The 21,537-nt window shown below is 68.4% G+C and carries 20 protein-coding genes and 3 riboswitches; of the genes, 9 read left to right on the forward strand and 11 right to left on the reverse strand.

All coding sequences use genetic code 11. The annotated features are described in order from the left end of the window. Positions 1–2 precede the first annotated feature (2 nt). Together ACFW0H_RS15990 and ACFW0H_RS15995 are read left to right on the forward strand one after the other, a co-directional pair. Positions 3–521 (forward strand): DUF3299 domain-containing protein, encoded by a 519-nt coding sequence (locus ACFW0H_RS15990; RefSeq protein WP_422914872.1) that lies wholly within the window; start codon positions 3–5, stop codon positions 519–521. A gap of 140 nt (positions 522–661) precedes the next feature. Continuing rightward, entirely contained in the window at positions 662–1,333 is a 672-nt protein-coding gene (locus ACFW0H_RS15995; RefSeq protein ID WP_422914873.1) for an OmpW/AlkL family protein, read from the forward strand. Positions 1,334–1,526: 193 nt separating this feature from the next. Here the strand turns inward: ACFW0H_RS15995 and ACFW0H_RS16000 are convergent, their stop codons facing one another. From ACFW0H_RS16000 to ACFW0H_RS16025, 6 genes are all read right to left on the reverse strand, one after another. Further along, positions 1,527–2,456, reverse strand: coding sequence for an NAD-dependent epimerase/dehydratase family protein (locus tag ACFW0H_RS16000; protein ID WP_422914874.1), 930 nt, complete (start codon positions 2,454–2,456; stop codon positions 1,527–1,529). Then, complete coding sequence (locus ACFW0H_RS16005) at positions 2,449–3,333, reverse strand: sugar nucleotide-binding protein (RefSeq protein ID WP_422914875.1); 885 nt, start codon at positions 3,331–3,333, stop codon at positions 2,449–2,451. Before ACFW0H_RS16005 ends, ACFW0H_RS16000 begins: the two co-directional genes overlap by 8 nt. 97 nt (positions 3,334–3,430) lie before the next feature. Beyond that, entirely contained in the window at positions 3,431–4,201 is a 771-nt protein-coding gene (gene cobM, locus ACFW0H_RS16010; RefSeq protein ID WP_422914876.1) for a precorrin-4 C(11)-methyltransferase, read from the reverse strand. Beyond that, positions 4,198–4,608, reverse strand: a complete 411-nt coding sequence (locus tag ACFW0H_RS16015) for a cobalamin biosynthesis protein (protein WP_422914877.1) — start codon at positions 4,606–4,608, stop codon at positions 4,198–4,200. The genes cobM and ACFW0H_RS16015 overlap by 4 nt, the downstream gene beginning before the upstream one ends. Continuing rightward, complete coding sequence (locus ACFW0H_RS16020) at positions 4,605–5,321, reverse strand: CbtA family protein (RefSeq protein WP_422914878.1); 717 nt, start codon at positions 5,319–5,321, stop codon at positions 4,605–4,607. The genes ACFW0H_RS16015 and ACFW0H_RS16020 overlap by 4 nt, the downstream gene beginning before the upstream one ends. An 11-nt stretch (positions 5,322–5,332) precedes the next feature. Beyond that, positions 5,333–5,524 (reverse strand): CbtB domain-containing protein, encoded by a 192-nt coding sequence (locus ACFW0H_RS16025; RefSeq protein ID WP_422914910.1) that lies wholly within the window; start codon positions 5,522–5,524, stop codon positions 5,333–5,335. Between the two features lie 99 nt (positions 5,525–5,623). Continuing rightward, positions 5,624–5,840: riboswitch (cobalamin riboswitch) on the reverse strand. Positions 5,841–5,899: 59 nt separating this feature from the next. After that, a riboswitch (cobalamin riboswitch) is annotated at positions 5,900–6,092 on the forward strand. Between the two features lie 95 nt (positions 6,093–6,187). Between ACFW0H_RS16025 and cobW the strand changes: the two genes are divergently transcribed. Both cobW and cobN read left to right on the forward strand, forming a co-directional pair. Beyond that, on the forward strand, positions 6,188–7,240 hold the full coding sequence (gene cobW, locus ACFW0H_RS16030; protein ID WP_422914879.1) for a cobalamin biosynthesis protein CobW: 1,053 nt from the start codon (positions 6,188–6,190) through the stop codon (positions 7,238–7,240). 107 nt (positions 7,241–7,347) lie between these two features. Beyond that, positions 7,348–11,082 (forward strand): cobaltochelatase subunit CobN, encoded by a 3,735-nt coding sequence (cobN, locus tag ACFW0H_RS16035; protein ID WP_422914880.1) that lies wholly within the window; start codon positions 7,348–7,350, stop codon positions 11,080–11,082. A 194-nt stretch (positions 11,083–11,276) separates the two neighbouring features. Here cobN and ACFW0H_RS16040 read toward each other — a convergent pair whose 3' ends face one another. Beyond that, positions 11,277–12,368 carry a 3-deoxy-7-phosphoheptulonate synthase gene (locus tag ACFW0H_RS16040; protein ID WP_422914881.1) on the reverse strand — a complete coding sequence of 364 codons (1,092 nt, stop codon included), beginning with the start codon at positions 12,366–12,368 and terminating at the stop codon, positions 11,277–11,279. A gap of 517 nt (positions 12,369–12,885) precedes the next feature. Here ACFW0H_RS16040 and ACFW0H_RS16045 point away from each other — a divergent pair. Together ACFW0H_RS16045 and ACFW0H_RS16050 are read left to right on the forward strand one after the other, a co-directional pair. Next, a complete protein-coding gene (locus tag ACFW0H_RS16045; protein WP_422914882.1) occupies positions 12,886–13,887 on the forward strand; it encodes an ATP-binding protein in 1,002 nt (333 codons plus the stop codon). Further along, entirely contained in the window at positions 13,869–14,543 is a 675-nt protein-coding gene (locus tag ACFW0H_RS16050) for a vWA domain-containing protein (RefSeq protein ID WP_422914911.1), read from the forward strand. The genes ACFW0H_RS16045 and ACFW0H_RS16050 overlap by 19 nt, the downstream gene beginning before the upstream one ends. Before the next feature lie 105 nt (positions 14,544–14,648). Here the strand turns inward: ACFW0H_RS16050 and ACFW0H_RS16055 are convergent, their stop codons facing one another. The 4 genes from ACFW0H_RS16055 to cbiE form a co-directional block, all read right to left on the reverse strand. Continuing rightward, complete coding sequence (locus ACFW0H_RS16055) at positions 14,649–15,356, reverse strand: (2Fe-2S) ferredoxin domain-containing protein (protein ID WP_422914883.1); 708 nt, start codon at positions 15,354–15,356, stop codon at positions 14,649–14,651. Further along, positions 15,353–16,084, reverse strand: coding sequence for a cobalt-precorrin-6A reductase (locus ACFW0H_RS16060; RefSeq protein WP_422914884.1), 732 nt, complete (start codon positions 16,082–16,084; stop codon positions 15,353–15,355). Before ACFW0H_RS16060 ends, ACFW0H_RS16055 begins: the two co-directional genes overlap by 4 nt. After that, complete coding sequence (locus ACFW0H_RS16065; RefSeq protein WP_422914885.1) at positions 16,081–17,178, reverse strand: cobalt-precorrin-5B (C(1))-methyltransferase; 1,098 nt, start codon at positions 17,176–17,178, stop codon at positions 16,081–16,083. Before ACFW0H_RS16065 ends, ACFW0H_RS16060 begins: the two co-directional genes overlap by 4 nt. Positions 17,179–17,244: 66 nt before the next feature. Beyond that, positions 17,245–18,447 (reverse strand): precorrin-6y C5,15-methyltransferase (decarboxylating) subunit CbiE, encoded by a 1,203-nt coding sequence (gene cbiE, locus ACFW0H_RS16070; RefSeq protein WP_422914886.1) that lies wholly within the window; start codon positions 18,445–18,447, stop codon positions 17,245–17,247. Positions 18,448–18,527: 80 nt separating this feature from the next. Then, positions 18,528–18,718, forward strand: a riboswitch (cobalamin riboswitch). A gap of 87 nt (positions 18,719–18,805) precedes the next feature. On the opposite strand from cbiE, the gene cobG reads away from it, so the two are divergent. From cobG to ACFW0H_RS16085, 3 genes are read left to right on the forward strand one after another with little or no spacing between them, the layout of a single operon-like run. Next, positions 18,806–20,122 carry a precorrin-3B synthase gene (gene cobG, locus ACFW0H_RS16075; protein ID WP_422914887.1) on the forward strand — a complete coding sequence of 439 codons (1,317 nt, stop codon included), beginning with the start codon at positions 18,806–18,808 and terminating at the stop codon, positions 20,120–20,122. Continuing rightward, complete coding sequence (locus ACFW0H_RS16080; protein WP_422914888.1) at positions 20,119–20,745, forward strand: precorrin-8X methylmutase; 627 nt, start codon at positions 20,119–20,121, stop codon at positions 20,743–20,745. Before cobG ends, ACFW0H_RS16080 begins: the two co-directional genes overlap by 4 nt. Then, positions 20,742–21,491 (forward strand): precorrin-2 C(20)-methyltransferase, encoded by a 750-nt coding sequence (locus ACFW0H_RS16085; protein WP_422914889.1) that lies wholly within the window; start codon positions 20,742–20,744, stop codon positions 21,489–21,491. Before ACFW0H_RS16080 ends, ACFW0H_RS16085 begins: the two co-directional genes overlap by 4 nt. The last annotated feature ends 46 nt before the right edge of the window (positions 21,492–21,537 follow it).

Raw genomic sequence — 21,537 nt, forward strand, 5'->3', positions numbered from 1 at the left:
CCATGAAGCGCATCCTGCTGGCCCTGTTGCTGACCCTTTGCACCCCACTCTGGGCCGGCGAGGTACGCGAACTCACCTGGGCCGAGATGATTCCCGAAGGCGCCCCGCCACCTGCTCCGCCGGCACCGATCCACGACCTCTCGCAACTGTCCGACGCCCTCAGCGCCGAAGCCGGCCCGGCCGCCAGCCAGCAATCGCCGGCTGCACCGGTGGTCAAGGAACTGGATGGCCAGGAGGTGAAGCTGCCCGGCTACATAGTGCCGCTGGACGTGACCGAGGAAGGCCGCGTCACCGAGTTCCTCCTGGTGCCCTACTTCGGCGCCTGCATCCACGTGCCGCCGCCGCCGTCGAACCAGATCGTCCATGTGAAGAGTGAACTGGGCGTGCTGATGGATGCCCTCTACGAGCCCTTCTGGATCGAGGGACCGCTCGAGGTGAAGGCCAGCAGCAGCGAGCTGGCCGAAGCCGGCTACCAGATGGAGGCGAGCAAGATCTACCCCTACGAATCGCCGTCCAGCTGACCCTGGATGCACCAAGGCCCGGTCTTCCCGGGCCTTTTCGTGTCCACCCACGGCGACATTGCTCTAGATCAAGATACGAAGCTTCCTAATTAAAGAAACTGGCTCCAGCACAGTAAATTTAGAACTCATTGGAGCCATCCATGCGCACGCATATTCTCACCGCCTCCCTGCTCGCCCTCGCCATAGCCTCGCCCCTGGCCCAGGCCCACAAGGCCGGCGACGTGATCGTCCGCGCAGGCGCCGCCACCGTCGCCCCGAATGAAGACAGCTCCAACCTGTCCATCGCCGGCGCCAAGGTGGGCGGCACCAAGGCCACCCTGGACAGCGACACCCAACTGGGCCTGACCGGCACCTACATGCTCACCGACCACATCGGCCTGGAGCTGCTGGCCGCCACCCCCTTCAAGCATGAAGTCGGCGTGAAAGGCCTGGGCGCCCTCGACGGCAAGCTGGCCGACATCAAGCACCTGCCGCCGACCCTGAGCCTGCAGTACTACCCGATGGACTCGAACTCGGCCTTCCAGCCCTACGTCGGCGCAGGCATCAACTACACCCTGTTCTTCGACGAAGACCTGACCAGCGAACGCAAAGCCCAAGGCTTCAGCAACCTGGATCTGGACGACTCCGTGGGCCTGGCCGCGCAGGTGGGCATGGACTACATGCTGACCGACAACATCCTGCTCAACGCCGCGGTCTGGTACATCGACATCGACACCACCGCCACCACCGATCTGGCTGGCGTGGGCAAGGTGAAGGTCGACGTGGATGTGGACCCGTGGGTCTACATGGTTGGCGTCGGCTACAAGTTCTGAGTCAGGACACTCCCCATCAAAAAGGCGCCTTCGGGCGCCTTTTCTGTGGGCGGGGGGAAGCGCAATCACTGTAGGGGCGAATTCATTCGCCAAGGGCTGCGCAGCAGCCCCTTGCAAGCTCGAAAGGCAAACCTGCGGTCTGCTTGGCGAATGAATTCGCCCCTACAAGGACAGTCCCTTATGAGCCCGCGGCTCAGCGCCCCAGCAGCCGCGCCACACCCTCGCGCAGCGGCGTCGCCGGTGGGAAGTCATAACGCAGCAGCAGTCGCGCATTGTTCGCCCGGGAGTGGCGGATATCGCCGGCGCGCGCTTCGGCATGGGTCACCGGTGGCAGGCCGCCCAGCACGTCGCCGATGGCAGCGAGCAGTTGCTTGAGGCTGGTGGCCTGATTGAGGCCGATGTTCACCGGGCCGGCTTCCAGCCACTCCGCCTCCAGCGCCTGCACCAGCACCTGCACCAGGTCACCGACATAGACGAAGTCGCGGGTCTGCTCGCCGTCGCCGAACACCGTGATCGGCCGGCCCGCCAGGGCCCGCTCGGTGAAGATGCTGATCACCCCGGAATAGGGCGAGGACGGGTCCTGGCGCGGGCCGAAGATATTGAAGAAACGGAACACCGCCGGCTCCAGGCCGTGCTGGCGGCGGTAGAAATCCAGGTACTGCTCGCTGGCCAGCTTGTCCACCGCGTAGGGCGTCAGCGGAGCCTTGGGAGTGTCCTCATCGATGGCCTGCCCTTCGCCGTTCTGGCCGTAGACCGCCGCGCTGGACGCGAACAGCACGCGCTTTACGCCGTGCTCGCGCATGGCTTCGCAGACGTTCAGGGTGCCGATGAAGTTGCTCTGGTGGGTGCTCACCGGATCGTCCACCGAAGCCTGCACCGAGGCCACGGCGGCCAGGTGCGCCACCGCCTTGCAGCCGGCCATGGACCGCGCCACCAGTGCAGCATCGGCCACATCGCCTTCGATCAGCTCCAGCTGCGGGTTGTCCAGCGCCAGGTTGGCGCGCTTGCCGGTGGACAGATTGTCCAGCACCCGTACGGCATGCCCCCTGGCGAGCAGGGCGTCGGCCAGGTGCGAGCCGATGAAGCCGGCGCCGCCGGTGATGAGGATTGGCGAATCAGCCATGGCGGTAGTATCGGTCCAGCAAGTTCGGCAGAGCCGCGCGCCAGGCACGCGGTTTGATACCGAAGGTATGGAGAATCTTCTTGCAGGCCAGCACGGCGTTCTGCGGTTCTTCCGCAGCGTCCGGGCGGGCGGCGTGGGCCTGGGGCGTGACGTCCTGCACCTTCAGCGGGTGCAGGCTGCGCGCCTCGCTGAGCAGGGCCTGGCCCAGGGCCAGGGGCGTGGTCGCCTCGTGGCCGCCATAGTGATAGGTGCCCCACAGCGGTGCCTGGCAGTCCAGCTGCTTGAGCACTGCCAGCAACACCCGCGCGGCGTCGTCCACCGGCGTCGGGTTGCCGCGGCGATCATCGGCCAGGCAGATCTCGTCGGCCTGCTCGGCGCGGCTGAGGAAACGCCCCAGGGAACCCTCGCGGCTATCGTCCAGCAACCAGCCGAAGCGCAGCAGCACATGCTTGGGACAGGTCGCGCGGACGCTCTGTTCCATGCGCCAGATGGCCTGGCCGCGCGTGCTGAGCGGCACGGTCTCGTCCTTCTCGCTGTAGGCGGTGGCGCGGGAGCCGTCGAAGACCCGGTAGCTGGAGGGTTGCAGCAGGACGATACCGTGGTGCTGGCAAAGCTCGGCGAGGCGTTCCACCCCGCGCTCCTGGGCCGTCAGGCGGGTGTCGCTGACTTCGTCGGCCTGGAACCAGTCGAAGTAATAGGCGAGGTTGACCACGGCGTCGGGCCGGGTGTCATCGAGCAACTGGGTCAGGCTGGCGGCGTCCCAGCCCTGTTCGGGCGGACGCGGAGCGAGAAAACCTATGTCTTCCTCGGCGCCGAGGCGGATCAGCGCCTGTCCGAGTGAATTGCCGCCGCCCAACAGCATCAAGCGCATTCGCATAGAGAAAGAGGTCGCTTAAAGCCGGTTAGAGGGAGTGGGCGGGCCCTGTGCCCGCCGCATAAGAGCCGCATTCTGCGGGTTTCACCGCCGTACGTCACTAGCCGCGTGGCGGCTGTGCCTTCCCCGGGCGGTAGAGGTGCGCGTGATCCGTGCGATAGAGGGATGAGTCGGCGAAACCTTCGGCCGCCAGCACCTCGCCCACCAGGATCAGCGCCGTGCGGCGGAAATCCCGCGCCGCCACCTTGGGCAGGATATCGCCCAGGGTGCCGGTGACCTGCTCCTGGTCCGGCCAGCTGGCACGGTGGATCACGGCGATAGGGCAATCGGCGCCGTAGTGCGGCAGCAGTTCCTCGACTATCTTCGCCAACTGGCTCACCCCCAGGTGAATGGCCATGGTTGCGCGATGGCGCGCCAGATCGCCCAGGGCCTCGCCCTCCGGCATCCGGGTCTTGCTGGCGTAGCGGGTGAGGATCAGCGTCTGCGACACCTCCGGCAGGGTCAGCTCGCAGCCCAGCAGTGCGGCGCAGGCGGCGGTGGCGGTCACCCCCGGCACCACTTCGTAGGGAATCCCCAGTCGACGCAGGTGACGAATCTGCTCGCCAATGGCGCCATAGAGGGACGGATCGCCGGAATGCACCCGCGCCACGTCCTGCCCCCGACCATGGGCTCCGGCCAGCAGGGCGACGATTTGCTCCAGGTCCAATTCGGCGGTGTTCACCACCTGTTCCGCGCCATGCCCGGCCAGCACGGCTTCGGGCACCAGCGAGCCGGCATAGAGGATCACCGGGCAGGAACGGATCAACCGCTGGCCCTTGACCGTAATGAGCTCCGGATCGCCAGGTCCGGCGCCAATGAAATAGACCGTCATGGCCGTTCAGCCTCGTGGTGGATGCAGGCCAGGGCGCAAGTGGCGCTGGCGCTGCGGCGTTTGTCGATGAGCAGGACGGCCCGGCCGCCGAACAGGGCTTCGGCCCGGGCCAGGGCGGCGGCTTCGGCGACACCCGGACTGCCGGTGACGTCCCGAACCTTCTCGGACGGCCGGTTCAGGCGTTCTTCGTAGGTCCTGAGGATATCCACAGGCAGGAGTTGCAGCGACAGGCCCAGTCGCTCGGCCAGGGCCTTCAGCCCCGGCTCTGCAGACTTCGCTTCACTGCTGGCCAGGGCGACCAGCTCGTGGAGGGAGGCGCCGGCCTCGGCCAGGCACTGCAACAGCAGGCCTTGCAACTCGTCCGCCGGGCAATCGCGGCGGCAGCCCAGCCCGGCGACCAGCCTCAAGCGGAAGGCGCGGGGTGACGCTGGTAGAGCCAGGCGGCGGCCCAGCCCAGCACGGCCCAGAACGCCGCGTTGGTGATCAGCGACGCGGCGATGAACTCACGGGCCAGGGCTTCAGGCGCCAGGCTGGAATGCACCTCCGGCTGCGGCGCACCCACCACATGGGGGATCACCAGCAGCGCCAGGCCGACGACACGCAGCGCCCAGTGGCGGCCGAATGCGACCAGCGCCAGGCCCACGGCGGTGGCGGAGGCGGTGCCGATCCACCAGGCCTGGCGCTGGGCCAGGTCGGCAGCGGCGGTGCCCGGCAGCTCCGGCGGCAGGCCCAGGGACGGCGCCAGGGCGAAGGTGGCGAAACCGCCCAGGCCCCAGAGCGCGCCCTGCCAGGCGCGGGTCGGACCGCGCAGGCTGAACAGCCCGGCGAGGATCAGGGCGAAGCCCACCGCCACCACCAGGTTGCTGCCGCCGGTGGACAGGGTGCGCTGCCAGCCGTCTTCCGGCGCCCAGGCCTCGTCGCTGTGTTCATGGGTATGGGCCACGGCCGCGCCACCGTGCTCATGGTCCTCTTCGTGCGCCACCGACACAGCCGGCTCGGCGTTCTCATAGGTTTCCGCCTGGAGAATCAGCGGGGTGACCCACAGGCTCTGCAGCAAGGTCAGCACCAGGGCGGCGATCAGACCCGCGAAACCCGCAGTCTGGACGATACGCTTGATCATCGGGGCATCACTCAGTGGCAGGGGAACGCGGCGCTGTGGCGGGTATCGTGGGCGGCGTTGTGCACGGCTTCGATATGGGAGAAACCGGCGAAATACACCAGGGACAGGCCGATCAGGCCGGCGCCGATGGCCAGTACCAGGCGCTGGGCCAGGGTCGAGGAAGAGGCGGCGGAATGGGACAGGGTGCGGCTGGTCATGGAAATTCCCTCTGCGTTGCGAGTGATACCGGCAGAGGAACGCGCGCGAGGGAAGCGGGCACGGATGCACCCCGATTTCCGGCTTGCGCCCGCCCACCGCGGGTTGCCAAAAAGCTGATTCAGGCCGGTCTCCGGGCTTGCGACGCCTGCCAGGGGCAGGATGGGCATGCCTTCCCATGCCGTGTCGGCACAGTGGCGTACTTAACCCTACGGTCGCTTACCGTTGCGGGGGCAGCGTCGGACTAGTCCGAGAATGGACGCACCGACTTCCCGTTTCACCCCACGCACGACGACGCAGGGCACCTGAAAAAAACCGTGCTAGGACATCACGAGTCCGACAAAGCGTCAACTGGCGCGATTGACCGTCGCTCGGACGCTGCGTAGCCTTCGCCCTTTCGAGGTTCTCCGGCCCCGTGCCGGAGCTAAGAGGGAACGTGGTCGAGGCCACGGCTGCCCCCGCAACTGTGAACGCCCCCAAGGCCCTTCGGTATGCCACTGCGACAGCGGGAAGGCGAAGGTGCCGCGCCAAGGCGGGGACGTAAGCCAGGAGACCTGCCTCGCAATGCTTTACGACCCGGGCGGGGTGTTCCGGTGGCGAATCCGTTGCGCGGGCCCGGCCCGCTGCGCTCGTCATGCCTGCCCAATCACCGAACCGAAAAAGGGCAGCCCATGAAGAACCTGGCAAAACTCCCCGTCACCATCGTCACCGGTTTCCTCGGCGCCGGTAAAACCACCCTGCTCCGCCACATGCTGGACAACTCCGAAGGCCGCCGCATCGCGGTGATCGTCAACGAGTTCGGCGAACTGGGTATCGACGGCGAAATCCTCAAGCAATGCTCCATCGGCTGCACCGAGGAAGAAGCCGTGGGCCGCGTCTTCGAACTGGCCAACGGCTGCCTCTGCTGCACAGTGCAGGAAGAGTTCTTCCCGGTGATGCGCGAGCTGGTGGCGCGTCGTGGCGACCTCGACCAGATCCTTATCGAAACCTCCGGCCTGGCCCTGCCCAAGCCGCTGGTGCAGGCCTTCCAGTGGCCGGAAATCCGCAATGCCTGCACCGTGGATGCGGTGATCACCGTGGTCGACAGCCCGGCCGTGGCCGCCGGCACCTTCGCCGCCCACCCCGAGCAGGTGGACGAACAGCGCCGCCAGGACCCGAACCTGGACCACGAATCGCCCCTGCACGAGCTGTTCGAAGACCAGCTCGCCAGTGCCGACCTGGTGATCCTCAACAAGGCCGACCTGCTCGACGCCGAAGCCCTGGCCGCCGTGCGCGCGGAAGTGGCCGAAGAACTGCCGCCGGCGGTGAAGATAGTCGAGGCCAGTGCCGGCAAGCTGCCGCTCTCCGTACTGCTGGGCCTGAACGCCGAGGCCGAGCTGCACATCGACAGTCGCCCCACCCACCATGACCACGAAGGCCATGAGGACCACGACCACGACGAGTTCGACTCCTTCCACGTCGACCTGCCGGAAGTGGAGGAAGCGCCCCTGCTGGCAGCTCTGGCGCAACTGGTGGAGCGCCACGACATCCTGCGCATCAAGGGCTTCGCCGCCATCCCCGGCAAACCCATGCGCCTGTTGATCCAGGGCGTCGGCAAGCGCTTCGACAAGCACTTCGACCGCAAGTGGCTTGCAGACGAGGCCCGTGGTACCCGCCTGGTGGTCATCGGCCAGGAACTGGACCAGGTGGCCATCGCCAACGAGCTGCGTACGGCGCTGGCGTGAGTTCCGCTCTTCTCCCCTCTCCCCCCGGGAGAGGGGCCGGGGGTGAGGGAAGCCTCCGCCCACTGGGACTCTCCCCCACCCTCACTCCGAGGACGTAAAGGCACGCCATGCACCTCCTGCGCACCCAACCCGGTGGCTTCGTCCCCGACGACGGCATCGCCCACCTGGCCCAGACGCCCGCCGAACTGGTGATCCTCTGCAGCGGCGATTCGCACCTTGCACTGCTGGCCGAGGCCGCCCGCGAGCTGCCGGAGGACTACCCGAGCCTGCGCCTGGCCAACCCCATGCAGCTGCAGAACCATGCCTCGGTGGACCTCTACGTCGACGAGGTCCTGCAACACGCCAGGGTCATCCTCATTTCCGTGCATGGCGGCGTGGGCTACTGGCGCTATGGCATCGAACAGCTGGCGGCCCTGGCCGAACGCGGCGTGAAGCTGATCCTGGTGCCCGGCGACGACCGTCCCGACCCCGAGCTGGCAAGCCTCTGCAACGTGCCGGCCGAAGACGCCGAACGCCTCTGGCAGTACCTGCGCCAGGGCGGCCTGGACAATGCCCGCCAGTTCCTCGCCTGCATCGCCAACCAGTGGCTGGGGCGCGACTACCCCTGGCGCGAGCCCCAGGCCCTGCCCCGCGTCGCGCTCTATCACCCGCGCCTTCACCCAGCTCGCCTGGAAGACTGGCAAGCCGACTGGTGCCCCGGCCAGCCGGTGGCCGCCCTGCTCTTCTACCGCACCCACCTGCAGGCAGCGAACACCGCCTTCATCGACGCTTTCTGCAAACGCCTGGCCGCCCAGGGCCTGAATCCCCTGCCCATCGCCGTGGCCAGCCTCAAGGAAGCCGAGTGCCTGGCGGCAGTGGAAAACTGGCTGGACGAAGCCGACGCCGGGCTGATCATCAACACCACGGGCTTCGCCCAGTCCAACCCGGACGCCCCCAGCCTGCGGCCCTTCCGCCGCGACATCCCGGTGCTGCAGGCCATCTGCTCCCTGGACAACGAACCGCTCTGGCGCGACAACCCCCAAGGCCTGGGCCCGCGCGACCTGGCCATGCACATCGCCCTGCCGGAACTGGACGGCCGCATCATCACCCGCCCCGTCAGCTTCAAGGGCCTGGCCTGGCGCAGCGAACGCAGCCAGAGTGACGTCGTCTGCTACCTGCCGCAGCTGGAGCGCATGGACTTCGTCGCCGAACTGGGGCGGCGCTGGTGCGACTTGGCGAACAAGCGTAATGCCGACAAGCGCGTCGCCCTGATCCTCGCCAACTATCCCACCCGCGACGGCCGCATCGGCAATGGCGTAGGCCTGGACACCCCGGCCGCCGCGCTGAACATCCTCCGCGCGCTGGAGGCCGGGGGCTATCCGCTCGCCGGCCTGCCTGACAGCGGCACGGCGCTTATCCACAACCTGCTGGGCGGCGTCAGCAACGACCTGGACAGCCTCGACCTGCGCCCCTGCGCCCAGAGCCTGGCGCTCGATGATTACCTCGCCTGCTTCGCCCGCCTGCCCGAGGCCAACCAACGCGCGGTGCGCGAACGCTGGGGCGAGCCGCAACAGGACCCGATGTTCCGCTCGGGCCGCATGATGGTGGCCGGCCTGCGCTTGGGTCTCGCCTTCGTCGGTATCCAGCCGGCTCGTGGCTACCAACTGGACCCGGCGGCCATCTACCACGACGCCGACCTGGTGCCGCCCCACGGCTACCTCGCCTTCTACTTCTGGCTGCGGGAAGTCTTCGCCGCCGACGCACTGATCCATGTCGGCAAGCACGGCAACCTCGAATGGCTGCCGGGCAAGGGCGTCGGCCTCTCCGCCGAGTGCTGGCCGGACACGGTGATGGGCCCGCTGCCGAATATCTACCCCTTCATCGTCAACGACCCCGGCGAAGGCGCCCAAGCCAAGCGCCGCGCCCAGGCGGTGATCATCGACCACCTGATGCCGCCCTTGACCCGCGCCGAGAACTACGGCCCGCTGCGCGACCTGGAACGCCTGGCCGACGAGTACTACGACGCCTCCCTGCTGGACCCGCGCCGCGCCGTGCAGCTGCGCGGGGAAATCCTCGAACTGGTGAAAGCCACCGCTCTCGACCGCGAGCTGAATCTCGTCATCAACGACGACCCGGAAAGCTGGCTGCCGCAACTGGACGCCTACCTCTGCGACCTCAAGGAATCGCAGATCCGCGACGGTCTCCATGTATTCGGCGAGTCCCCCGCCGGGCGCCTGCGCGATGACACCCTGCTGTCCCTGGTGCGCATCCCGCGCGGCGACGGCAAGGGTGCCAATGCCAGTTTGCTGCGCGCCCTCGCATCTGACCTGGAACTGGGCCGTGATCCGCTCGATTGCAACTGGGCCGAGGACTGGCAAGGACCGCGCCCTCCGGTACTGCAAGCAGTCAGCTGCGATCCCTGGCGCAGCAATGGCGATACCCGCGAACGCCTGGAACTGCTGGCGCTGCGGATGATTGAATCAGCGGATTGCGAATCCGTCGGAGCGGCCAGCGCTGGGGTTATCCACAAGCTCCGCACGGTGATCGCCCCCACCCTGGACGCCTGCGGCAGCGCCGAAATCGGCGGCGTGCTTGCGGCGCTCGATGGCCGCTTCGTCCCGCCCGGCCCCAGCGGCGCCCCCAGCCGTGGGCGCCTCGACGTGCTGCCCACCGGACGCAACTTCTTCACCGTGGATGTGCGCAATCTGCCCACCCCCACGGCCTGGCGCCTCGGCTTCCAGTCCGCCAGCCTGCTGCTGGAGCGCCACCTGCAGGACCACGGCGACCACCTGCGCCAGCTCGGTATCTCCGTCTGGGGCACCGCCACCATGCGCACCGGCGGTGACGACATTGCCCAGGCCCTGGCGCTGATGGGCGTGCGCCCGGTATGGCAGGCCGGCAGCCAGCGGGTGGAGGACTTCGAGATCCTGCCGCTGTCCCTGCTGGATCGCCCACGAGTGGACGTCACCCTGCGGGTGTCGGGCTTCTTCCGCGATGCCTTCGCCAACCTTATCCGCCTGTTCGATGCCGCCGTGCAGGCCGTGGCCGAGCTGGACGAGCCGGAAGACATGAACCCGCTGGCCGCACGGGTGAAACAGGAAAGCGCGCGCCTCGCCGCCGACGGCCTGGGCGCCGAAGACGCCCGCCTGCAGGCCGGCTGGCGCGTATTCGGTGCCCAGCCCGGCGCTTATGGCGCCGGCGTGCAGGGGGCGATCGAGGAGCGTCAGTGGCAGAACCGCGCCGAACTGGCCGAGGTCTACCTCAACTGGGGCGGCTACGCCTACGGCGCCCAGGACGCTGGCACCCCGGCGCGGGAGCGCTTCGCCCAGCGCTTGCAGCGCCTGCAGGCCGTGCTGCAGAACCAGGACAACCGCGAGCACGACATCCTCGATTCCAACGACTACTACCAGTTCCAGGGCGGCATGCTCGCCGCTGCCGAAACCCTGCGCGGTGAGAAGGTCGCCAGCTACCACGGCGATCACAGCCAGCCGGACCTGCCGCGCATCCGCAGCCTCAAGGAAGAACTGGCCCGCGTGGTCCGCGCCCGTGCCGCCAATCCCAAGTGGATCGCCGGCATGAAGCGCCACGGCTACAAGGGCGCCTTCGAGCTGGCGGCGACGGTGGACTACCTCTTCGCCTTCGACGCCACCAGCGAACTGGTGGACGACCACCAGTACCAACTGCTGGCCGACGCCTACCTGCTGGACGAGGACACCCGCGAGTTCATTCGCCAGCACAACCCTGAAGCCCTGCGCGACATCGCCGAGCGGCTGGTGGAAGCGCAGCAACGTGGGCTCTGGGAGAACCCCGGCGAGTACCGCGAGGCGATCGAGAATCTGTTGATGGATAGTGAGGAGCTGTAGGGGCGAATTCATTCGCCAAGGGCAACGAAGTTGTCCCTACAGCACCGAGTGGCCTGGTAGTGCCCTCACCCCAGCCCTCTCCCAGAGGGAGAGGGGGCAGTCCGCGCGGAGCCAAGCTCGTGAGTCACCCCTCTCCTCTTCAGGGAGAGGCGCCGGGGGAGAGGGAAGCCCGGCACCGCTCGGAACTCGGCAACTCACCCACGCAACCGCTTTGCCGCCTCCCGCAGGATGCGCTCGGTGCCTTCCCAGCCCAGGCAACCATCGGTGACGGACACTCCGTAGCGCAGGTCGCAGGACAGCGCCTGCGCACCATCGAACAGATGGCTCTCGATCATCACCCCGCGCAGCGCGTCCTGGCCGGCCAGGCGCTGATTGACCACGTCTTCCAGCACCGCCGGCTGACGCAGCGGGTCCTTGCCGCTGTTAGCATGGCTGCAATCGACCAGGATGCGCGGTGCGATGCCCAGCTTCTCCAACCCTGCACGGGCCGCCTGCACACTCGCCGCGTCATGGTTCGGGCCCTTGTGGCCACCGCGCAGTACCAGGTGGGTATCGGCGTTGCCGGCAGTCAGCACCAGAGCCGGACGACCCAGCGCATCGATGCCGAAGTGCTGGTGTGCATGGGCCGCCGAGCGCATGGCGTCGGTGGCGATGCCGAGGCTGCCATCGGTTCCGTTCTTGAAGCCCACCGGCAGGTCCAGGCCGCTGACCATTTCCCGATGGATCTGCGACTCGCTGGTGCGCGCGCCGATGGCGGCCCAGCTCAGCAGGTCATCCAGGTAGCCGGCCACCAGTGGCTGCAGCAGCTCGGTGGCGATCGGCAGGCCCAACTCGGCCATTTCCAGCATCAGCCGGCGGCTCAGGGCCAGGCCCTCGGCCATGTCGCCACTGCCATCCAGGTGCGGGTCGTAGACCAGGCCCTTCCAACCCACGGTGGTGCGCGGCTTTTCGACGTAGGCGCGCATCACCAGCAGCAGCTGGTCGCTGACCTGCGGCGCCAGCGCGGCGAGGCGGCGGGCGTAGTCGAGGGCGGATTCCGCATCGTGGATCGAACAGGGGCCGACCACCACCAGCAGGCGCGAATCCTCGCCATCCAGCACGGCACGCACGGCCTCGCGCTGGGCGCGGATCTGGTGGGCTAGCTCATGGGACAGCGGCAGGCGCTGGCGCAGTTCGGCGGGGGTGGGCAGCGGTTGGGTGCTGCGCGATGGGGGAAGGGCAGCCTCCAGCGCCATGGCGTGGAGCGGCTGTACAGCGGTGGGCAGAACGGAAACGGAAGAGTTCATGACTGGCATCCTCAGCCGGCGCGGCTCGATCCGCGCGCGGCGCTATCTGGGTGTTCGATTCAATGGTGTCTGAGCGGTGCTGGAGCGGCTAAATCGCCAGTCGGAGTTGCGGTAATAGGTCTGGTAGGTGCGATAGCTGATCATGGTGCGATCCTCGAATGTCGTGCGTTTGGCCTTGTGGGCCGGAAAACAAAAACCCCCGGTCGGGTTGCCGACCGGGGGTTTCGTGGAGCTTTGGCGGCGACCCTGCTGGAGTGGGCCGCCTGATTGGGTATCAGGCCAGCCCGTGGCTAAACCAATACCCATAGAAATAGCTGGCCGCAGCGGCCACGCGCACGCGCGCCGGGGCCTTGGCCGGGCGAGCGATGAGCGACGTGGAAGCGAGGTGCGGCATGACAATCTCCAAAGCGAATGCTGGCTAACCTACTGCATCGCCGCGCGCCGTTCAATCACTGATTTCTATCGGCTACCTCCGCCTTTAGCTACCATGCGCGGCATGCCCTCCCAGGAACCCGTCATGTCCGACCTCCCCCACTTCCCCCTGAGCGCCGTCGTCGGCGCAGACGAGCTGAAGCTGGCGCTCTACCTCGCCGCCATCGACCCGGGCATTGGTGGTGTGCTGATCGAGGGTCCGCGCGGCATGGCCAAGTCCACCCTGGCCCGTGGCATCGCCGACCTGCTGCCGGACGGCATCTTCGTCACCCTGCCGCTCGGTGCCAGCGAGGAACGCATCGTCGGCACCCTGGACCTGGACGCGGCGCTGGGCGAAGGCCGCGCGCGCTTCTCCCCCGGCGTGCTGGCCAAGTCCCATGGCGGCGTGCTCTATGTGGACGAAGTGAACCTGCTGCCCGACCACCTGGTGGACCTGCTGCTGGACGTGGCTGCCAGTGGCATGAACCAGGTGGAGCGCGACGGCATCTCCCACCGCCACCCGGCGCGCTTCGTGCTGATCGGCACGATGAACCCCGAGGAAGGCGAACTGCGCCCGCAGCTGCTGGACCGCTTCGGTCTCAAGGTACTGCAGGGCGGCCAGCCACAACCGACCGAGCGCGCCGAGATCGTCCGCCGTCGCCTGGCGTTCGACGCCGACCCGCAGGGTTTCATCGCCCGCTGGAGCGACGAGCAACAGGCCCTCGCCCGCCGTTGCCAGGATGCCCGCGCACGTCTTGCGAACATTCCGCTGGACGATGCCGCACTGGATGACATCGCCCGGCGCTGCTTCGCCGCCGGAGTAGACGGCCTGCGCGCCGATCTGGTCTGGCTGCGTGCCGCCCGCGCCCATGCCGCCTGGCGAGGAGCCGAGCGGATCGAGGCGGAGGATATCGACGCTGTCGAACACTTCGCCCTGGCCCACCGCCGTACCCACACGCCGCCGCCCGCCTCCCAGCCGCCGCAGTTCCCACCCGCCGGCTCGCAATCGCAGGCATCCGGTGGCGAAGGCCAATGGGGCGAATTGCCAGCACAGGCCGTGCCCATGGGTGAACGGCGCGACCTGCCGCGCTGGCCAAAAAAGCCCTGAGCATCCGCCCGCGCACGGTCAAAGGCGCGGATGCCCGGCCCAGACCCGGCCAGCTCGGCCACGGCCGCAGCGGCGCTCGCCGCGCGGGGACCGCTGGCGCCATTCAGTGGCTGCCCACCCTGTTGCGCGGCCGCCCGCGCAAGGCCGCTGATCTGGTGCGTGCGCCGCGCAGCCAGCGCCCTGACCAGCTCTGGCTGGTGGTCGTCGATGCCTCCGCCTCCACCCGCCGCCATGGCGCTCTGGCCCAGGCCAAGGGGCTGCTGGCCGGCCTGTTCGACGCCGCCTATCGCCAGCGCGCCCGCCTCGCCGTGCTCCACGCCACAGGGCGCCAGCCGCAGTGGCTCTGGCAAGGCCAGAAAGCCTCCCCAGCCCTGCACCACTGGCTCGCCGAACTTGGCGCTGGCGGCGGCACTCCATTGATCGATGCGCTGCAGCAATCAGCCCACTGGCTGGCACGTCGGCAACGGCAGAAACCGGCCGAGGAGCAGCGGATGCTGATCCTCACCGATGGGCGTTTGAAGGAATGGCCGGCGCTGGACCCGCTGGGTTGCCCGACGCTGCTGGTGGATATCGAGGGCGGGCCGATTCGCCTGGGGCGTGCGAAGAAGCTGGCGGAGGAGTTGGAGGCGGAATACCGGGTCATCTCGGAGCTGTGAATCGATGGGTATCGTTGCACTCCACCCATCCTACGAAGCTACGGAGTCACCACGCAGGATGGGTCGGGCGGCGTTCCGCGAAACCCATCAATGACGCCGCCCCGGTCACGTCTTCATCAACATCTCCGGCACCGGCCGGTCTTCCACGATCCGCTCCTGCACCCAGCGCAGCACCTCTTCCTCGTCACGAATGCGGTACCACTCCCCTTCCGGATAGAGGCTCGCGGTGGGGCCTTCGTCGCAGGGGAACTGGCATTGGCTGCGGGTGATGTGCACGCCGCCTGCGCACTCCAGCTTGCCGGCGGCCTTCAGGGTTTCCCGCATTTTCTTCCACAACGGCAGGGCACCGCGGCGGGTGCAGCGCGGGCCGTTGCACAGCAGCAATCGGCGGGCGTGGGGCGGGATGCAGGACCAGGAATGGCGCTCAGGCAAGGCCGGCACATCCACGCAGGGAAGGTGCAGTTCGCGGCGGTCGGCCAGGGCACAAGCGGCGCCTGCCGGGTCGGCGTCGTACTGGCCCAGCAGGCTGGCGGCGAAGAGCTGGTCGGGGGTGTCCAGCCTGCCCAGTTCGCTGCGCAACCAGTCCAGGTGCTGGGGGGAGGATTGCGGATCGAGGTCGATCACCAGCAACGGGCGCGGGCTGGACTGCACAACGGCCCAGAGGGCGTCGTGGTCGGAGGACGTATCGACGATATCGGCCAGGGCCGCCTCGCCGAGCAGGGCCGTGAGTTGGCGGCGGAAGAGTTCGGCAAAGGAGCCTTCGCCAAGGTCTGGCCCGGCGAACAGCACGCGAGCGTAGGGGGTTGCAGTCATGGGGTTTCCAGGTAGGTCGTGAGGGCCTGCCAGAGGCCTTCGACTGAATCGAATTCGCGGGCCACGGCGGGCAAGTCCGGACGCTTGAGGATCAATACCGGCAACCCCAATTCGCGGGCCACCTGCAGCTTGGGCTCGGTGGACTGGCTGCCGCTGTTCTTGCTGATCAGCACATCGCTCTGCAATCGGGAGAACAGCTCGCGCTCGTCGTCAAGGTTGAAGGGACCGCGAGCGCCGATGACTTCGTAAGCCTGGCCTGCGGGTTGAGATTGCAGGCAGCGCACCGTCCAGTGCTGCTGCGAAGGGATTTCGTGGAGGTGATCCAGGGGCTCACGCCCCAGCGTGAAGAAGGGTCGGCGGAAGCCCGTCAGCGCCTCGATCAGCTCGGCCCAATCAGCCACCTCGCGCCAGTCATCCCCGGGGCCGGCCTGCCAGCCGGGACGGCGCAGCGCCCAGCAGGGAATGCCGGCCAGCTCGGCGGCGGTCGCGGCATTGCGGCTGATCTGCGCGGCATAGGGATGGGTGGCGTCCAGCAGCAGGCCGATGGCTTCTTCGGCGATGAAGCGGGCCAGCCCCTCGGCACCGCCGTAGCCACCGACACGCACCTGGCAGGCCAGGTCATCGGGCACCTTGCCGAGGCCGGCGAGGCTGTAGATGTGCTCGGCACCCAAACGACGGGCGATGGCCAGGGCCTCGCTGACGCCGCCCAGCAGGAGGATGCGTCTCATCGTTGTTCCACGGCCTCGCCGACGATGTTGCCCTGGCGGTCGATGGCGAAGACCTCCAGCGACACGCTGGACGGCACCGTCTTGCGGGCGAAGGCCAGCGCGTGGGCACAGACCGCGTTGCCCAGGGGAATGCCGGCGTCATGGGCCATGACCAGCGCCAGCTGGCTGGTATTGGCGCCGCGCATGGCGTCCTGCAGCTCGGTACTGGCGCCCAGGTCGGCGGCCCATTGCGCCAGCAGCGGCAGGTCGATGCTGGAGCTGCGGCTGTGCAGGTCCAGATGACCGGCGGCGAGCTTGCTGATCTTGCCGAAGCCGCCGCACAGGCTGAACTTTTCCACCGGGGCCTTGCGCAGATGCTTGAGCGCAGCACCGACGAAATCGCCCATCTCGATCAGGGCGGTGTCATCCAGGTGGTAGCGGCGGCGCATGGCGTCCTCGCTGGCATTGCCGGTGCAGGCGGCCAGGTGGGTGAAGCCATTGGCGCGGGCCACGTCTATGCCTTGCTGGATGGAGGCGATGTAGGCCGAGCAGGAGAAGGGTCGGACGATGCCGGTGGTGCCGAGGATGGACAGCCCGCCGAGAATGCCCAGGCGCGGATTCATGGTCTTCAGCGCCAGCTCCTCGCCGCCCTGCACGCAAATGGTCACCTCGAAGCCGCCGGTATAGCCCTGCTCTGCCGCGAGCTGGGTCAGGTGCCCCGTCATCATCTGCCGCGGCACCGGGTTGATGGCGGGCTCACCGACCGCCAGGGTCAGGCCTGGTTTGGTGACAGTGCCGACGCCGGGGCCGGCGCGGAAGCGCACACCGGGCTCAGCAGCGAGACGTACCTGGGCATAGATCAAGGCTCCGTGGGTCACGTCCGGGTCGTCGCCGGCATCTTTCAAGGTGCCGGCTTCGGCGCCGCCCTCGATCAACCGGCAGAACTCCAGGCGCATCAGCACCTCCCGCCCCTTGGGCAGGATGATCTCCACCGCATCCAGCTCTGGCCCACCCAGCAGCAGGCGCGCCGCCGCCAGGCTGGTGGCGGTGGCGCAGCTACCGGTGGTGTAGCCGCTGCGCAATGGCGCGGGCTGTTCGGGGGTTTCGTCACGCATGTTCAGGCGCGCTCGGTTCAGTCCCCTCTCCCCCTTGGGGGATAGGGAGGAAAAGCAGCGTCGAAGTCATGGCTTCACCACTTCCAGCAGGGTAATCGGCAATGCCGAGCGCCAGGTATCGAAGCCGCCCAGCGGCTGGGCCTGGGCGATGGCGATGCGGGTGAGTTCGCCGCCCTGGCGTTCGCGGAAGGCCACCAGGGTGGCTTCGCTCTGCAGGGTCACGGCGTTGGCGATCAGGCGGCCGCCGGGCTTGAGCTGGCGCCAGCAGGTTTCCAGCACGCCAGGCTCGGTGACGCCGCCGCCGATGAAGATGGCATCCGGGGCGGGCAGCCCCTCCAGCGCCGCCGGGGCCTGGCCGGCCACCAGTTGCAGGCCGGGCACGCCGAGGGCATCGCGGTTATGGCGGATGTGCGCCTGGCGGCCTTCGTTGGCTTCGATAGCGATGGCGCGGCAGTTCGGGTGTGCGCGCATCCATTCGATGCCGATGGAGCCGCAGCCGGCGCCCACATCCCAGAGCAGTTCGCCGGGACGCGGCGCCAACCGCGCCAGGGTGATGGCGCGGACGTCGCGCTTGGTCAGTTGGCCGTCATGGCGGTAGGCGTCGTCGGGCAGGCCGGTGGTCAGCGGCAATGGCCGGGCGCCTTCGCCGGCGCGGCACTCGATGGCCACCAGATTGAGGGCGGCGGCATCGACCAGGGACCAGGCACCGGCGCTGCCGTCGATGCGCCGTTCGCGCTCACCGCCCAGGTGTTCCAGCACGGTGAGACGGCTGGGGCCGAAGCCGCGTTCGGCCAGCAGCGCGGCGATGGCAGCGGGGCTGGAACCGTCGTTGCTCAGTACCAATAGGCGGGCGCCATCGTGAAGATGGGCATTGAGGGCGGCCAGGGGCCGGGCCACCACCGAAAGCAGGGTGACCTCCTGCAGCGCCCAGCCCAGACGAGCCGCGGCCAGCGAATAGGAAGACGGCGCGGGGATCACGCGCATTTCGTCCACCGTGACCTGCCGGGCCAGGCTGGCACCGACGCCGAACAGCATGGGGTCGCCGCTGGCCAGTACGCAGATGGGCGTGCCGCGCTTTTCCAGCACCGGCACCAGCGAGAACGGGCTCGGCCATGGTGTGCGGCGGGCGCGGATGCAGCGGGGCAGCAGGTCGAGCTGGCGCGGCCCGCCCACCACTTCGGCGGCGCCCAGCAGGGCATGGCGCGCGGCCTTACCCAGGCCCGCATAGCCGTCTTCGCCTATTCCCACCACTGTCAGCCAGGGCTGCATTTGCCGTCCTCAATTCTGAAAACGCCAGGGCCATTCGGCTCCCGACAGGCAGCCTTTTCATCGGTCCGGGCAAAGCGGGCATAATAGCGCCCTTCATCGGTCGCTGGCGCTCACCTGACGAGCCCCAGCCTAAGAGGGAACACGGTCGAGCCGTGGCTGCCCCCGCAACTGTAAGCAGCGAGTCCATGCATTCCAGGCCACTGAGTTTCGGGAAGGCCGCAATGGATGATGACCTGCCAGCCAGGAGACCTGCCGATGGGACCAGTCGCGTGTGTACGCATCGAGCGGGGTGTATCGGTGCAACGTTGTCCCTAGCTTAGGGAACCGGGTCGCCGCGACGCCAACCATGGTGACCTGAGTGAAGCACGCCCAGCCCACATCGCTATCCGTCCGCCCCTCGGCCTGCCCTGGCCTGTTGCGCATCGTCCAGGCGAAGGACGGTGGCATCTGCCGGATCAAGCTGCCCTGCGGCCGCCTGAGCTCGGCACAGGCCCGCGCCGTGGCGCGGGCCGCCCGCGAATTCGCCGGCGGCGTGGTCGAGGCCACCAACCGCGCCAACCTGCAGGTACGCGGCGTGAAGGCCGGCGCCGAACGGGCATTGACCGACGCGCTGCTGGCCGCCGGGCTGGGCGCCAGCTCCCCCGGTGCCGACGATGTGCGCAACCTGATGGTCAGCCCGCTCGCCGGCCTCGACACCCGCGCCCTTGTGGATATCTCGCCCCTGGCCGACCAACTGCTCGCCCTGCTGCAGGACACGCCGCAGTTCCACGCCCTGTCGCCCAAGTTCGCTCTGCTGCTGGACGGCGGCGAGGCCTTGGCGATGCTGGAGCATCCCCACGATATCTGGCTGGCCGCCATGTCCCGTGGCGAGGACGCGCTGTTCGCCTTCGGCCTGGCCGGCTGCCCGCCGCAATCGCCTGACGACGCGCCCGCCCTGGCCGCAGTCCCCCGCAGCCAGGTGCCAGCGCTGGTGGAGACCCTGCTGGAGCTCTTCCTCGAACTGGCGACACCCGAGCAGACACGCATGCGCCACCTGCTCGCCGATCACCCGGTAGGCGACCTGCTGCTGCGCCTGCAGCAACGACTGGAGGTGCCGCTGCTGCCCGCCGGCGACTGGCGCCGCCCAGCCCCGCAGCCCTTCGCCCACCTGGGCATTCGCGATGGCCGCCATGCAGGTGGCGCGCCCGCCCTGGGCCGGCTGGATGCCACGCTGCTTGCCGACCTTGCCGACCTTGCCGATAGCCTGGGCGATGGCAGCCTGCGCCTGACGCCCTGGCAATCGGTGCTGCTGCCCAACGTCCGCGACGGCGAAGCGGTGCTGCACGCCCTGCAGGCCCTGGGCCTGGTTACTCACCCCCGCGAGCCCCTGGCCCGGCTGATCGCCTGCACCGGCTCCACGGGCTGCGCCAAGGGCCTGGCCGACACCAAGGCCGACGCACTGGCCCTGGCCCCGCGGCTGCCGGCGGACGCCGTGGTCCACCTCAGCGGCTGTCCGCGGTCCTGCGCCGCCGCCCATGCGCTGCCCTTCACCCTGCTCGCCACCGGCCCCGGCCGCTACGACCTTTACCAGCGCGGCGGCACCGGCTTCGGCCGTTTGCTGGCGCGTGACCTCAGCATCCAAGAGGCCGGCGGACGCCTGGCCGCCTCTCCTGACACCTGGAGTTACACCCCATGATCGAGTACATCCGCGATGGTCAGGAGATCTATCGCAACTCCTTTTCCATCATCCGCGCCGAAGCGAATCTCGCCGGCATTCCCGCCGACCTGGAAAAGCTCGCTGTGCGGGTGATCCACGCCTGCGGCATGGTCGACGTGGTGGAGGACCTGCGCTTCTCCCCCGGCGCCGGTGCCGCCGGCCGCGCCGCCATCGCCAATGGCGCGCCGATCCTCTGCGATGCGCGGATGGTGGCCGAGGGCATCACCCGCGCGCGCCTGCCGGCGGACAACAAGGTCGTCTGCACCCTCAATGATCCGGGCGTGCCGGAACTGGCCCGCGAACTGGGCAACACCCGCTCGGCGGTGGCCCTGGAGCACTGGCGCGAGCACCTGGAAGGCAGCGTGGTGGTGATCGGCAATGCGCCCACGGCGCTCTTCTACCTGCTGGAAATGCTCGATGCCGGCGCCCCGAAACCGGCGCTTATCCTCGGTTTCCCGGTGGGTTTCGTCGGTGCGGCGGAATCCAAGGACATGCTCGCCGCCGATAGCCGTGGCGTGCCCTATGTAATCGTGCGCGGCCGTCGCGGCGGCAGCGCCATGGCGGCGGCGGCGGTCAACGCCCTGGCCACGGAGGTGGAATGATGGAGCGCAAAGGACGGCTGATCGGCCTGGGCGTAGGCCCCGGCGACCCCGAACTGATCACGGTGAAAGCCCTGCGCCTGCTGCAATCGGCACCGGTGGTGGGCTACTTCGTGGCCAAGGCAAAGGCCAACCAGGGCCAGGGCGGCAATGCCTTCGGCATCATCGAGCAGCACCTCAGCGAAACCCAGCAGCGCATGCCGCTGGTCTATCCGGTGACCACCGAGAAACTGGAGCCGCCGCTGTCCTACGAGACTGTCATCAGCGACTTCTACGACACTGCCGCCGAGCAGGTCGCCCGGCACCTGGACGCCGGCCGCGACGTGGCGGTGATCTGTGAGGGCGACCCCTTCTTCTACGGCTCCTACATGTACCTGCACGACCGCCTGGCCGGCCGCTACGAGGTAGAGGTGGTGCCCGGCGTCTGCTCCATGCTGGGCAGCGCGGCGGTGCTCGGCGTGCCGCTGGTGTACCGCAACCAGAGCCTGTCGGTGCTTTCCGGCGTGCTGCCGGAGGACGAGCTGAAGGCCCGCCTGGCAGACGCCGAGGCTGCGGTGGTGATGAAGCTCGGGCGCAACTTCGACAAGGTGCGCCGGGTGCTCCAGGACCTCGGCATCGCCGGCCGCGCCCATTACGTGGAGCGCGCCACCATGGCCAACCAGCGCATCGTGCCGCTGGACGAAGTGGACCCGATGGCCTCGCCCTATTTCTCGATGATCGTCGTCCCCGGCCAGAAGTGGAGAGGCTGATGTTCCTCGATGAGCTTCCACCTGTAGGGTGCGCCGTGCGCACCAA

The sequence above is a fragment of the Metapseudomonas cellulosilytica genome (genome assembly GCF_049334135.1).
Classification (GTDB): Bacteria; Pseudomonadota; Gammaproteobacteria; order Pseudomonadales; family Pseudomonadaceae; genus Metapseudomonas.

Excerpts from the sequence above, each read along its gene's own strand:
- ACFW0H_RS16080 (WP_422914888.1), top strand. The coding sequence starts at position 20,119 with ATGATCGAGTACATCCGCGATGGTCAGGAGATCTATCGCAACTCCTTT.
- ACFW0H_RS16045 (WP_422914882.1), top strand. The coding sequence starts at position 12,886 with ATGTCCGACCTCCCCCACTTCCCCCTGAGCGCCGTCGTCGGCGCAGAC.
- cobW (WP_422914879.1), top strand. The coding sequence starts at position 6,188 with ATGAAGAACCTGGCAAAACTCCCCGTCACCATCGTCACCGGTTTCCTC.
- ACFW0H_RS16085 (WP_422914889.1), top strand. The coding sequence starts at position 20,742 with ATGATGGAGCGCAAAGGACGGCTGATCGGCCTGGGCGTAGGCCCCGGC.
- ACFW0H_RS15990 (WP_422914872.1), top strand. The coding sequence starts at position 3 with ATGAAGCGCATCCTGCTGGCCCTGTTGCTGACCCTTTGCACCCCACTC.
- ACFW0H_RS16065 (WP_422914885.1), bottom strand. The coding sequence starts at position 17,178 with ATGCGTGACGAAACCCCCGAACAGCCCGCGCCATTGCGCAGCGGCTAC.
- cobN (WP_422914880.1), top strand. The coding sequence starts at position 7,348 with ATGCACCTCCTGCGCACCCAACCCGGTGGCTTCGTCCCCGACGACGGC.
- ACFW0H_RS16005 (WP_422914875.1), bottom strand. The coding sequence starts at position 3,333 with ATGCGAATGCGCTTGATGCTGTTGGGCGGCGGCAATTCACTCGGACAG.
- ACFW0H_RS16020 (WP_422914878.1), bottom strand. The coding sequence starts at position 5,321 with ATGATCAAGCGTATCGTCCAGACTGCGGGTTTCGCGGGTCTGATCGCC.
- ACFW0H_RS16040 (WP_422914881.1), bottom strand. The coding sequence starts at position 12,368 with ATGAACTCTTCCGTTTCCGTTCTGCCCACCGCTGTACAGCCGCTCCAC.
- cbiE (WP_422914886.1), bottom strand. The coding sequence starts at position 18,447 with ATGCAGCCCTGGCTGACAGTGGTGGGAATAGGCGAAGACGGCTATGCG.
- ACFW0H_RS15995 (WP_422914873.1), top strand. The coding sequence starts at position 662 with ATGCGCACGCATATTCTCACCGCCTCCCTGCTCGCCCTCGCCATAGCC.
- ACFW0H_RS16055 (WP_422914883.1), bottom strand. The coding sequence starts at position 15,356 with ATGACTGCAACCCCCTACGCTCGCGTGCTGTTCGCCGGGCCAGACCTT.
- ACFW0H_RS16000 (WP_422914874.1), bottom strand. The coding sequence starts at position 2,456 with ATGGCTGATTCGCCAATCCTCATCACCGGCGGCGCCGGCTTCATCGGC.
- cobM (WP_422914876.1), bottom strand. The coding sequence starts at position 4,201 with ATGACGGTCTATTTCATTGGCGCCGGACCTGGCGATCCGGAGCTCATT.
- ACFW0H_RS16060 (WP_422914884.1), bottom strand. The coding sequence starts at position 16,084 with ATGAGACGCATCCTCCTGCTGGGCGGCGTCAGCGAGGCCCTGGCCATC.